The organism is Pseudomonas sp. ML2-2023-6 (genome assembly GCF_037055265.1).
Lineage (GTDB): Bacteria > Pseudomonadota > Gammaproteobacteria > Pseudomonadales > Pseudomonadaceae > Aquipseudomonas > Aquipseudomonas kulmbachensis.
The window spans coordinates 5,242,509-5,255,365 of the sequence record NZ_CP146347.1; the positions used below are offsets into that span (position 1 = coordinate 5,242,509).

General features: G+C 62.3%; 10 protein-coding genes and 1 pseudogene. 6 read left to right on the top strand and 5 right to left on the bottom strand.

Going from position 1 to position 12,857, the window contains the following annotated elements:
- The first annotated feature begins 30 nt into the window (after window positions 1-30).
- The 6 genes and pseudogenes from V6L79_RS24340 to V6L79_RS24365 all read left to right on the top strand — a co-directional run bounded on the left by V6L79_RS24340 (window position 31) and on the right by V6L79_RS24365 (window position 7,636).
- Entirely contained in the window at window positions 31-1,170 is a 1,140-nt protein-coding gene (locus V6L79_RS24340; RefSeq protein WP_261739778.1) for an LLM class flavin-dependent oxidoreductase, read from the top strand.
- 21 nt (window positions 1,171-1,191) lie between these two features.
- The gene (locus V6L79_RS24345) at window positions 1,192-2,820 is read left to right on the top strand and encodes an ABC transporter substrate-binding protein (RefSeq protein WP_338579618.1); all 1,629 of its coding nucleotides are present in this window, start codon (window positions 1,192-1,194) and stop codon (window positions 2,818-2,820) included.
- Window positions 2,813-3,799 (top strand): ABC transporter permease, encoded by a 987-nt coding sequence (locus V6L79_RS24350; RefSeq protein ID WP_321834619.1) that lies wholly within the window; start codon window positions 2,813-2,815, stop codon window positions 3,797-3,799. The genes V6L79_RS24345 and V6L79_RS24350 overlap by 8 nt, the downstream gene beginning before the upstream one ends.
- Window positions 3,800-3,813: 14 nt before the next feature.
- Window positions 3,814-4,692 (top strand): ABC transporter permease, encoded by an 879-nt coding sequence (locus V6L79_RS24355; RefSeq protein ID WP_338579619.1) that lies wholly within the window; start codon window positions 3,814-3,816, stop codon window positions 4,690-4,692.
- Window positions 4,689-6,425 (top strand): ABC transporter ATP-binding protein, encoded by a 1,737-nt coding sequence (locus V6L79_RS24360; RefSeq protein ID WP_338579620.1) that lies wholly within the window; start codon window positions 4,689-4,691, stop codon window positions 6,423-6,425. Before V6L79_RS24355 ends, V6L79_RS24360 begins: the two co-directional genes overlap by 4 nt.
- Window positions 6,413-7,636, top strand: a pseudogene (locus V6L79_RS24365) (acyl-CoA dehydrogenase family protein). The gene V6L79_RS24360 and the pseudogene V6L79_RS24365 overlap by 13 nt, the downstream one beginning before the upstream one ends.
- 198 nt (window positions 7,637-7,834) lie before the next feature.
- Here the strand turns inward: V6L79_RS24365 and V6L79_RS24370 are convergent.
- From V6L79_RS24370 to V6L79_RS24390, 5 genes are all read right to left on the bottom strand, one after another.
- Window positions 7,835-8,650 (bottom strand): transporter substrate-binding domain-containing protein, encoded by an 816-nt coding sequence (locus tag V6L79_RS24370; RefSeq protein ID WP_338579621.1) that lies wholly within the window; start codon window positions 8,648-8,650, stop codon window positions 7,835-7,837.
- A complete protein-coding gene (locus tag V6L79_RS24375; protein WP_048352525.1) occupies window positions 8,643-9,422 on the bottom strand; it encodes an ABC transporter permease in 780 nt (259 codons plus the stop codon). Before V6L79_RS24375 ends, V6L79_RS24370 begins: the two co-directional genes overlap by 8 nt.
- Before the next feature lie 2 nt (window positions 9,423-9,424).
- Complete coding sequence (locus tag V6L79_RS24380; protein WP_338579622.1) at window positions 9,425-10,291, bottom strand: ABC transporter ATP-binding protein; 867 nt, start codon at window positions 10,289-10,291, stop codon at window positions 9,425-9,427.
- A complete protein-coding gene (locus V6L79_RS24385; RefSeq protein WP_338579623.1) occupies window positions 10,291-11,325 on the bottom strand; it encodes an ABC transporter substrate-binding protein in 1,035 nt (344 codons plus the stop codon). Before V6L79_RS24385 ends, V6L79_RS24380 begins: the two co-directional genes overlap by 1 nt.
- Before the next feature lie 194 nt (window positions 11,326-11,519).
- Window positions 11,520-12,851, bottom strand: coding sequence for an LLM class flavin-dependent oxidoreductase (locus V6L79_RS24390; protein ID WP_261739786.1), 1,332 nt, complete (start codon window positions 12,849-12,851; stop codon window positions 11,520-11,522).
- Window positions 12,852-12,857: the final 6 nt, after the last annotated feature.

A 12,857-nucleotide genomic window follows, 5' to 3' on the forward strand; every position in this document is an offset into this window, starting at 1 on the left:
TTTGCCTACCCACTGCCAGGAGCGTTCGCCTTGTCACGTCACCTATCCCCTCTGGATTTCCCTGAAAGCCCTCTGTCCCGTGCCTTCGAACAACCGTTGTTTCTGGGCCTGTTCCTGCCGGTGCAGTCGGGTGGCTGGAGCCCTTCGGCTCTGCCGCGCAGCACCACCTGGACATTCGACTACAACCGCCAGCTGACCCTGCGCGCCGAAGCGCTGGGTTTCGATCTGGTGTTCGCCCTGGCCGAATGGTTGGGCAAGGGCGGCTACGGTGGCGATATTCGTTATCACGATGAGTCGCTGGACGCCTTTATCACCCAGGCAGCACTGGCGTCGGTGACCGAGCGAATCCTGCTGATCTCCACCCTGCACGTACTTTACGGCCCTTGGCATCCGCTGCATCTGGCCAAGTTCGGCGCCACCCTGGACCACATCAGCAAAGGCCGTTGGGGCCTGAACCTGGTGACCGGCCACCGGCATCGCGAGCACCGGCGTTTTGGGCAGGCTCCCATCGAACATGATCAGCGTTATCGCCAGGCCGATGAGTTTATCCGCGTAGTGCAGGAGCTTTGGCACAGTCAGGACAACGTCGATTTCAGCGGCGATCATTACAACCTGGAAGAGGCCTACATCAGCGTCAAACCGAGCTTCGGCCGCCCGGTGCTGGTCAACGCCACCGGCTCACCCGCAGGTATCGATTTCGCTGCCCGCCACTCCGACATCGTGTTTACCACCAGCCCCGGCAGTGCCGAAATCGAGAACGCTCTGGACAAGCTGCCCGAGCATTTACAGCGGATAAAACATGCGGCCCGCGGCTATGGCCGTCAGGTGCGCACCCTGATCAACCCTCTGGTGATTTGCCGCGACAGCGATGCCGAAGCCTGGGAAGTCCACGCCGCGATTACCGCCGCAGGCGACCCTGGCGCGCTGGAAGGCCATGCCCGTGAAGCCAGCGATGCCCATGCCTGGCGCGGCCACCAACCAGCAGAGCGTTATGTCGGCGGCAATATCCAGCTGGTCGGCAGCCCCGAGACTGTGGTGCGCGACATCATTCGCCTGAAAGAAGCAGGCATCGATGGCCTGCAACTGAGTTTCTTCGATTTCGCCCCCGACCTTGAGCAGTTTGGAGAGCGAGTGTTGCCCCTTTTGCGCCAGGCCGGCTTGCGCCGCTAACCCACTCCCAGGATGACCGCCATGCCCTTTACCCGTCGTCAATTCATTGTTGGCTTGTCTGCCCTGTCCGCACTCGGCGCCAGCATACCGTTCCTGCCCTCAGCCCTGGCCGACGCGACGGGCGAAGCCGTCAGCGGGCGACGGGTGTTCAATCTGTTGATCAATCCTGAACCACCGTCACTGAGCTCGTTCAACACCACCGCGGGCACCAGCGTCACGGCCAGCAGCAAGGTGCTGGAGGGTTTGCTCACCTATGACGAAAACCTCAACGCCCGCCCTGCACTGGCGACCGCCTGGGAGGCTGCACCCGATGGCTTGAGCTACCGTTTCACCCTGCGCGAAGGCGTCAAATGGCATGACGGCGAGCCCTTCACCTCGGCCGACGTGGCCTTTTCCCTGGACCTGATCAAACGCTTCCACCCTCGTGGCTCCAGCACCTTTGCCAACCTTGAACGGGTCGACACTCCCGACGATCACACCGCCATCGTCCACTTGAGCAAGCCTGCGCCCTATCTGATCCGAGGCTTTGCCGGCGGAGAAACGCCGATCCTGCCCAAGCATCTCTACGCCTCAGGCGATCCTCTGAGCAACCTGCACAACAACGCCCCGGTCGGCACCGGCCCCTTCCGTTTCAAGCGTTGGGAACGTGGCAGCTTTATCGAATACGAACGCAACCCGCAGTACTGGGACCCGGCGGCAACTGTGGTAGATACCCTGATCCTCAAGGTCATCCCGGACGGCGCCGCACGCATGGCGGCCTTCGAAAACGGCACGCTGGATGCCGGCGGGCAAAGCCCGGTCCCCCTCAGCGAGCTGGACCGCCTGACCAAATCCGGCCGACTGAAGGCCACAACCCGGGGCTACCGCTACACCATTACCCCGACCATTCTTGAGTTCAACCTTGACCACCCGCTGCTGTCACGCCTCGACGTTCGCCAGGCGATTGCCCATGCACTGGACCGCGAAGTCATCCGCAAAGTGGTGTACTACGGCTACGCCGAAACCAGCTACTCGCCTATCCCGAAAAGCTTCGCCAATTATGTCTACGAAGGCCCCAACCCGTACCCGTTCGACACCGAGGCCGCCAACGCACTGCTGGACAAGGCCGGGCTGACAAAAAAAGGCCCCTGGCGCTTCAGCCTGACCCTCGATCCGCTGCCCTACGGCGACAGCTACAGCCGCACCGCCACCTATGTGCGCAGCGCTCTGGCGCGTATTGGCATCGAAGTGAAGCTGCGCGCCCAGGACTTCCCCACCTACATCAAGCGCATCTATACCGACCGCGACTTTGATTTCGCCGTGGTCGGCATGGGCACCCTGTATGACCCTACCGTCGGTGTTCAACGCCTGTACTGGTCAAAGAACTTTCGCAAAGGCGTGCCCTTCTCCAACGGCACCCACTACAACAACCCTGAAGTCGACCGCCTGCTGGAAAGCGCTGCCGTGGAGACCGATGAACAAAAACGCGGCGATCTGTTCAAGGCGTTCCAAAAAATCGTTATCGAAGAGGTGCCGTCCATCACCCTTGTGATGCAGCAGCAGGTCTCGGTGTACAACTCGCGGGTCAGCGGCTTCGAAGACGACGCCAACGGCCTGGACAGCAGCCTGGCCAATATCAGCCTGGCCGCCAGCGGTGGCGAGCATGCTTGAGCGACGCAGAATGTGGCGCCTGTCACGGCGCACCTTGTGGCAGGCCATCCCCACCGTGATCGGCATCCTGGTACTTAATTTTCTGCTGCTGCGGCTGATCCCCGGCGACGCGGTAGACGTGCTGGCCGGTGAATCCGGGGGCGCCAGCGCCGAGACGCTGATCCAGTGGCGCAGCCATTTCGGCCTGGACTTGAGCCTGATGGACCAACTGCAGCGCTACCTCGTCCAACTGGCCCATCTGGACCTGGGCCTGTCGCCGCGCTTCAACCTGCCGGTCAGCCAACTGGTGCTGGATCGACTGCCCAACACCCTGCTGCTGATGGTCGGGGCACTGGGGCTGGCACTGGCTATCGGGATTGCTGCCGGGACCGCAATGGCGACCTGGGTCGGGCGCTGGCCTGACCGCGTGTTGTCACTGGCGGTGTTGTTGCTCTACTCCACACCGGGATTCTGGATCGGCCTCATGGCGGTGCTGCTGTTCTCGGTCAAACTGGGCTGGCTACCCAACAACGGTTTCCAGACCCTGGGCCTGAACCTCAATGGCCCGGCCTGGCTGCTCGACCGGCTGCAACACGCTGTGCTGCCCGTACTGGCCCTCGCCACGTTTTATATCGCCCTGTATGCCCGCCTGACCCGCGCCGCGATGCTTGAAGTGCAACGCCAGGACTACGTGCGCACCGCTCGCGCCAAGGGGCTCACGCCCTGGCGGGTGGTGTCGCGGCACGTGTTGCGCAACGCCCTGTTGCCCGTCTCGACCCTGGCCGGGCTGCACTTTGCCGCCCTGCTTGGCGGTGCTGCCGTCACCGAAACCCTGTTTGGCTGGCCCGGGCTGGGCCGCCTCACCCTGGAGGCGGTGATGTCCCGCGACTACAACCTGCTGCTGGGCATCCTGTTGTTGTCATCGATGCTGGTGGTGCTGATCAACATCGCCGTGGACCTGCTGCAAGCCTGGCTCGACCCCCGTATCCAGGCCGACTGATAAGGAGCTGCCACATGACTTCTGCCGTGCTGCAAACCGCTCCAACCGGATACAGCGAAAGCGTCTGGACGGCCCTGCTGCGTAACCCCTCGGCACTGATCGGCGCGACGATGCTGGCGCTGGTGCTCATCCTGGCGCTGTTGGCCGGCACGCTCTACCCCGGCGATCCGCTGGACATGGTGGCCATGCCGATGCTCTGGCCCGGCGACGATCCTGGCTACTTTCTGGGCAGCGATTCACTGGGCCGCGACGTGGCTGCCGGTATCGCCCACGGCGCCCGGGGCTCCTTATTGATTGCCGCCAGCGCCACCCTGATCAGCGTGTTGATCGGCGGGCTGGTAGGTGCCTTGGCCGGCTACCACGGCGGCAAGCTGGGGGATGTGCTGATGCGCATCTGCGAAGTGTTCCAGACCGTGCCGTCGTTTTTGCTGGTGATCGTCATCGTGGCCATCGGCAACCCGACACTGGGGATCATCGCGCTGGCGATTGGCATCTCCTCATGGCCAACAGTCGCACGGCTGGTGCGCGCCGAATTCCGTACTTTGCGCGAAGCCGACTTCGTCACCGCCGCCCGCAGCCTGGGCTTCAGCGATAGCGCCATCATCCTGCGCGAAATTCTGCCCAACGCCCTCGCGCCGCTGGTGGTCACCACCTCGATTCTGATCGCCCAGGCGATTCTGGTGGAGGCCGGACTGGCCTTTCTGGGCATGAGCGATCCGAACCAAGCCAGCTGGGGTGCCATGCTCGGCAGTGGTCGCGAACAGATCGCCAGCGGCTGGTACCTGACCGCCCTGCCGGGGCTGGCAATCATCTTCGTGGTGCTGGCCCTCAACCTTCTGGGCGACGGTCTTAACGACGCCCTCAACCCTCGCCTGCGACGGTATATCCCATGAGCCTTCTGGACGTACGCGGTTTGCGCGTGAGCTACGACAACGCCGATGCGGTAAAAGACCTGAGTTTCACGTTGCAGGCTGGCGAGACCCTGGCACTGGTGGGTGAATCCGGCTGCGGCAAATCCACCACGGCCCTGGCGCTGATGGGCCTGCTGCCGGACAACGCCCGGCTGGGCGGCCAGGTCTTATTTGAAGGCCAGGACCTGCTGAGCATCGCGCCCCGGCAGATGCGCCAGTTGCAAGGCAACGCGCTGGGGATGATTTTTCAGGACCCGCTGTCCAGCCTCAACCCGGTATTGACCCTGGGCGAACAGGTGGCCGAAAACCTGCTGGCGCACACCGACCTCACCCGTCGCCAGGCCTGGAAGCGCGCCGAAGAACTCTTTGCGCTGGTGCAACTGCCCCGCCCCGCGGCGCACCTGCGCGAGTACCCGCAACATTTGTCCGGCGGCCAGCGCCAGCGGGTTGTGATTGCCATGGCGATTGCTTGCCAGCCGCGCCTGTTGATCGCCGACGAGCCGACCACCGCGCTGGATGTGAGCGTGCAAGCGCAAATCCTCGAATTGCTGGCGCGATTGCGCGGTGAACTGGGCATGGGCCTGCTGTTGATCACTCATGATCTGGGCGTGGTTGGCCAACACGCCGACCGGGTGATCGTGATGCATGACGGTAACGCGCTGGAAAGCCAACCGACCCGCGCCCTGATCGATCGCCCGCAACACCCCTACAGTCGCGGCCTGCTTCAGGCTTCGCTGGGAGCGGAACATGACCAGCACTACCTGAACAACCGCCTGGCCGAAATCAACATCGAACGCCAGCCCGGCCAGGCCACGCGCTACAGCGTCAACAGCAGCCACTACGGGCCGGGGCGCAAGCCACGGGCACCCGCGGGCAACCCGGCGCTGCTCAAGGTCAGCGACCTGACCACAGGCTACGGCGACAGCACTGTGCTCAACCGCATCAGCCTGGAAGTGGGCGAGCGCGAAAGCGTGGGGCTGGTCGGCGAATCGGGCTGCGGCAAGTCGACCCTCAGCCGCACCCTGCTGCGCTTGCTGCCTGCACGCGGCGGTACTGTCGAGTTCGACGGGAGCGACATCGCCAGCCTCGCCGGTAAGGAGCTGCTGGGCTGGCGACGTCAGGTGCAAATGATTTTCCAGGACCCCTATGCCGCGCTCAATCCGCGCCACAGCGTGGAGACTATTCTCGACCGCGTGCAGCGCCTGCACGGGCAGAACGACCCAGGGCAGCGCCAACAGGCACGCCTGGCAATGCTCGACTCCGTCGGCCTGGCGCGCAGCAGTCTGGCGCGTCTGCCCCACCAGTTCTCCGGTGGCCAGCGCCAGCGCATCGGCATTGCCCGAGCGCTGATCCTCAAGCCCCGGCTGGTGATCTGCGACGAGCCGGTGTCGGCACTGGATGTCTCGACCCAGGCCCAGATTCTCAACCTGCTGGTGGAACTGCGCGAAGAGCTGGGCCTGTCCTACCTGTTTATCTCCCACGACCTGTCGGTGGTGCGCTATTTCGCCGACCGGATCCTGGTGATGGAACAAGGGCAGATTGTCGAGCAAGCCACCCCGCACACCCTCTGGCACTCACCCCAGCACCCTTACACCCGTCGCCTGTTGGCGGCGATACCGGGCGCTGCGGCGCCGAGCCCCCCACCCCCTGCCTGTATCCGGTCTGCGCTTTGCCGTTGGCTGGTAATTCCAAGGAGCATCACATGTCGCAAATAGACTCAGCCTGGGGCGCCGTCCCGTCGGCCGAATACGAAGACCTGGCGCAACGTTTTCGCCCCCTGTTCGCCCGGATTCGCGAGGGTGCAGTGGATCGCGAACTGGAGCGGCGCTTGCCGATCCAGGAACTGCAATGGCTCAAGGAAGCAGGTTTCACCACGGTTCGCGTACCCAAGGCATACGGCGGCGCGGGCGCCAGCCTGCCCGAGCTGTTCAACCTGCTGATCGAGCTGGCCGAGGCCGATTCGAATCTGGTGCAGTCATTGCGCGGGCACTTTGGTTTTTGCGAAAACCTGCTCAACAGCCGCGATCGTGAGTATCAGGGCATTTAGCTGGAGCGACTGGGCCGTGGCGAGACCGTCAGCCCGGCGTCCGGCGAAGTGGGCAACGCCAAACAGCTTGAATTCGGCACCCGCCTGAGCCTGCACGGCGGCCATTGGCAACTCAGCGGCAGCAAGTTCTACACCACGGGGGCGCTGTATGCCGACTGGGTCGATGTCAGCGCCAACAACCCTGATGAACAGCGGGTCTCGGTGACTGTACGCACCAGCGACCCCGGGGTTGAAATCATTGATGACTGGAACGGTTTCGGCCAGACCCTGACCGCCAGCGGCACGACCCATTTTCGCGAAGTGCCGGTCGATCCGATCAACGTCATCCTGGCTGAAAACCGCTTTCGCTATTCACCGGCTTTTTACCAGACCGTGCACACCGCGACCCTGGCCGGAATTGGCCGGGCGCTGGCCGCAGAGACGGCCGGGCACGTGGCCAGGCGCACCCGCAGCTTCAGCAGCGGCAATGCCCCGCGCGTGGCTCAGGATCCACAAGTGCTGCAAGTCGTGGGCAACCTGCGCAGCGCGGCCTACACCGCGGGAGCCATCACGGCACTGAACGCACAGGCCCTGCAACGCGCCCATGAAGCGAGTTTGAGCGACGACGAACAGGCCCTGACCCTGGCGGTGAACATCGCGGAACTGGAAGTGGCGCAATCACAAACCATCGTTTCGGACCTGATCATCAAGGCCAGTGGCGATTTGTTCGATGCGCTGAGTGCGTCGGCCACCCTCAAGCCATTGGGGCTGGACCGTTTCTGGCGTAATGCGCGGACGTTGTCGTCCCACAATCCGCGTATCTACAAGAGCCGCATCGTGGGTGACTTCGCGGTCAACGGCACACCGCCGCCTGCGCAATGGCGCATTGGCGTGGCGTAGGATAAAAATCACGAAAAACCTGTAGTCGCTGCCGAAGGAACGAGGCTGCGTTGGTGTGGTGCGGCACTCCGGCGCAGCCGTCGTAAAACCTGAGATCACGATTTATCAGTTAGACCGCAAACTCAGGTTTTACGATTGCTTCGCAATCGGACGCAGCCTCGTTCCTTCGGCAGCGACTACAGGGGCAGGCCATTGGGCTCAATGACACACCAGCCCATCCCCAATCTTCAGGCTGTCCACCAACAAGGCATTACTGCGCAAATCCCAGGCGCGGGTCTGGCCGCCACGGGCCTGCCAGTCATGCAACGCCGCATTGATCAGCGCCCGGCTCTGTTTGTCGGTGCGGCTCAGGTAAACCCGTACATCACTGCTCGCCTTTAATGTCTGCGGCAACAACGTGTAGAAACGCCAGTCCGGCGCCTGTGCAAGCGCCTGCAAGCTGTTGCGTTCTTCAGCCAACAGGTTGCACTCGCCCGCCATAAACGCCACCGCGGCACGAATCGACGACACATAGGTTCGCAACTCGGCGCCCTGTTGCGTCAAGGTTTGCGCCCAGGGACTGCCAACGGCAATGCACACGCTTTGCCCCTGTATCGGGCGCCGAGGTGCATTACGCAAGCCAATCAAAGCCCCCTCCCGGTACTGCACCGGCAACTTGCGCAAACTCGCCACCCGATCAGCCGTCACAGGCAGCTTCAAGCTCCCGGCTATCACCAGATCGACGCTGCCATCGTTCAAGTTGGTCATATCGGGCAACGCCTGCAGTTGCACCTTCAAGCCAAGGTAAGACCCCAGGGCTTCGGCCAACTGACTGTCCAGTTCATCCGGCTCGGCAACCAGCGCTTCCTGTCCCAGGGTCGGGCGCGGATAACTGCGTACACCCACGCGCAACACCTGCCGCTGTTCGGCTGCCTGCAACAGCGGCCCCCGGGGCATATCGCCCGGTGCCGCAGGCCAGTGCCAGGCGACCAGCGCCGCTGCGCCAATCACCGCTGCCGCCAACCACCTAACCACCGTGGCGCAAGCCCCGGCGCCAATAGGTAAAACGTCGCTCCAACAAAGCCAGCAAAAAGTTCAGCAGCAAACCCACCACCGCTAACAGCAGAATGCCTGCGTACATGCTGGGGATCTGGAACACCTCCTGGGAATTGAGCGTCAGAAAACCCAACCCGGAATGAGCACCGATCATCTCGGCGGCCACCAGTGCGGTGATGCAATACGCACCCGCCAGACGAATCCCGGTAAAGATCGAAGGCGACGCCGCTGGCAGTACGATTTTGGTAAACAGAAACCAGCGGTTCGCCCCCATCGACAGCGCCGAGTTGATCAGCAACCCATCGACCTGCTTCACCCCGCTGATGGTACTCAACAGAATCGGCCAGAACGACGCCCAGAAAATGATCGCGATCTTGGACAATTCACCAATGCCCAAAAACAGAATAAACACCGGGAACAATGCCAGCGCCGAGGTCTGGCGAAAGAACTGCAACAACGGATCAAGCACGCTTTCGACCCGTGCAAACCAGCCCATCATCAACCCCAGGCTGACACCCGAGGCGATGGCCAGCAGCAACCCGGCAAAAGAGCGAAACAGGCTGGCCTGCACGTGCTTGAGCAAGTCACCACTGCTGGCCAGGTCCAGCACCGCACCCAACACCGCCGACGGCGGGCTCAGGTAGCCGGGGTTGACGATCCCCAATTGCGGCAACGCCTCCCAAAGGGCCAGGAACGCCACAATGCCCACGGTGCTGTCGAACACCCGGCGTGAAGTCAATTTAAAGCCCATGGTCATACTCCAATCCGATAACCACCCAGAGTCGCAATGCTCTGCCAGTTCTGATGCGTCGCCGCTGCTGCTGGCTCACGGGTTATGTCGCTCACTTCATCGCGCAGGGCCTCCCAGGCGCGCTGGCGATAGTGAACAAAGGCTTGGGTATTGCGCAGTTCAGGAAGGCGGGGGCGGGCCAGGTCGATATCGAAAATCTCTTTGATCCGCCCCGGACGCTGAGTCATCACCGCCACCCGATCCGACAGGAAGATCGCTTCGTCCAGGCTGTGGGTGATGAACACGATGGTTTTTTTATGGGTGTCCCAGATGCGCAGTAACTCGCTCTGCAAGGTCTCGCGAGTTTGCGCGTCCAGGGCCGCGAAGGGCTCGTCCATCAACAGCACGTCCGGGTCGTAGGCCAGCGAACGGGCAATGGCCACGCGCTGGCGCATGCCGCCGGACAACTCGTGGGGGTAGCGCGAGGCAAAGCCGTTGAGTCCCACCAGCTCTAGGTATTCGCGGGCGGTTTCCAGTCGCTGTGCCTTGCCCGCGCCGCGGATCTCCAGGCCCACGGCGATGTTGTCGAGCACCGTGCGCCAGGGCAAGAGTGCATACCCCTGAAACACCACCCCCTGATTGCGGTTGATGCCTTGCAGGGGTTTGCCGTCCACCAGCAAGTCACCGCCGGTCTTGTGCGCAAGCCCGGCGAGGATGTTCATAAAGGTCGACTTGCCGCAGCCCGACGGCCCGAGAATGGAGAGAAACTCGCCCTCGCGTACCTGCAGGTCGAACCCCTCCAGCACGGGCACCCGCTCCTCACGCCCGGATTCATCGCGGGCCTGGAATTCCATGCTCAGGTCTCGGGCGACGATCTTGTGGGCCGTCATCAGGCGTGCCCCTGGGCGAACGGATTAAATTCGTTGGTGTAGACATCCTTGACCGCAATCGAGCCTTTTTTGATCTTGCCTTCGTTCTCCAAAATATCGATGTAGTACTGAATCGGCGGTTCGGTGACGACCAGGTCGTCGACATAGGCAAAGCGCTCCACCAGTTCAAGCTTCATGCCGATGCGCTCGGAGGTGATCTTGCGCGCATCATCGGGGTTGACATTGACCCAGTTCGCCGCCCGGGCGATGGCGTTGACCACGTCGCGGGTCGCCTCCGGGTGCTCGCGACTGAACTTGCCATACACGCTGTACGGCGCCATGCCACCCAGCCCGCCGTCCAGGTCGAAATCGCTCCACAACTTGCGCAGCGCCGGGTTGTTCTCGGCACCACCGGACGATGGTGGGTGGATGATGGCAACGTCGATATTGCCGGTGGCCAGGGTTTGTTCGCCCTGATTGTCCGGCACCACGACCCAGTTGATCTTGTCGACATTGACGCCCTGCTCGCGCAGGTACTTCTTGGTGACGAACTCGGCGCACGCACCGAAGCTGTTGAAGCCGACGGTTTTACCTTCAAGGTCCTTGGGTTTGACGATGCCCGAATTGTCGCGCACGAAGTATTTCATGTGCGGGGCTTCCTGCAGCGTCCTGCCACCGGCGGCGACCACCTTGAGATCCAGGCCACTGGCGATGGCTGAAATCACCAGGGGCACCATGCGCGCACCGAAGTCGATTTCGCCGGTGCCGGTCAACGGAATGATCTGCGGTGCGGCGATGCGCCCGATGTACTTGGGCCGTGCGCGGGTGCCCTCGAAATAGCCGAGGGAGTCAGCGACGTAGACCAGATCGAATGACGGGTTGTCCGGGTACTTGAAGTCCACGACTTGATCGGCGCGGCTCTTGATCACGGCGGCGCTTTTACCGGCGCCCGCGTCCTTTTTTTCGCAACCGGGCAGCAGAATGCCGGCAGCGCCAACTGCGCCCAGTACGGCGCAACTTCTAAGAAAAGCTCTTCTGTTATTGATCGGGTTCATGCCCGCTCCTTATGGTCTTATAGTAGCCCCGTAGCAGCTGACGAGCTCCGCGAGGCTGCGTTCGGCTGCGAAGCAGTCGCAAATCCATGCACCACTGTTAATCAGATACACCGCGATCAGAGGGTTTACGAGGGCTGCGCCCTCGAACGCAGCCTCGCGGAGCTCGTCAGCTGCTACAGGTAATCAGTTAATGCTCAGGCTGTTTTAAGGGCGTAGCGCGACTCCGGGCGCGTCAGGCCGTAGTGCTCGCGCAAGGTGCTGCCCGCGTACTCGGTGCGGAACAAACCGCGCTTGCGCAAAATCGGCAGCACTTCATCCAGGAATACTTCAAAGCCATCGGGAAATGCCGGAGGCATCACGTTGAAACCATCGGCCGCGCCGCTGCGGAACCACTGCTCGATCAAATCGGCAATCTGCACCGGGGTACCCACCGGCACCCAGTGCCCACGCGCTCCAGCCAAGCGGTTGATCAACTGGCGCAAGGTGGCGTTTTCACGGTCGACGATATCGATGATCAATTTGAAACGGCTGGACTGGCTTTCAGTACCGCTAAAGTCGATCAGGTGGCGCGGGAATGGCGCATCCAGGTCATGTCCAGTCAGGTCCACGCCCAACATGCGCCGCAGTTGGCCCAGGGAAACGTGGGGCAGCACCAGTTCGTTGAGCTCGTCGAATTTACGCTGAGCCTCGGCTTCGGTACTCGCGATATACGGACTGATGCCCGGAAGGATTTTCAACTGGCGCGGGTCGCGGCCCACGGCCTTGGCCCGGGCCCGAATGTTATTGGCAAATTCGGTGGCGCTTTGCAGGGTCTGGTGCGCAGTAAAAATCGCTTCGGCATGCCTGGCGGCGAAATCACGGCCATCCTCGGAAGAACCGGCCTGCACCTGCACCGGCCGCCCCTGGGGCGAACGCGGCGAATTCAGCGGTCCCTTGACCTTGTAGTAGGCGCCAACATGGTTGATCGCATGCACCTTGCCACTGTCGGCAAACACTCCGGCGCTCTTGTCCAGCACCAGTGCATCATCTTCCCAGCTGTCCCATAAATCCCCGACCACTTGCACGAACTCTTCGGCCTGGGCGTAACGATCATGGGCCGAAGGGTGTGCGTCGAGGCCAAAATTGGCAGCGGCGGCGGCCATTGAAGTAGTGACGATATTCCAACCGGCGCGACCTTTACTCAAGTGGTCGAGCGCGCTGAATGAGCGGGCCAGGTTGTAGGGTTCGCTGTAGGTGGTACTGGCCGTAGCGATCAGGCCAATGCGCTGGGTAACTGCAGCAATGGCCGCCAGCCAGGTCACCGGTTCAAAGCGGATCCGCAGGCCTTCACGGCCGCTTTCGGCCAGTGACGGTGAGTCGGCAAAGAAGATCGCATCGAGCTTTTCCCGTTCAGCGCGCAATGCAAGCTGCTGGTAATAACCGATGTCCATCGACGATTCCGGCACCGACTGCGGGTGGCGCCAGGCGGCTTCGTGATGACCATTGGGGTAGATAAACAGATTGAGGCTGAGCTGACGTTCGGACATTTTCCG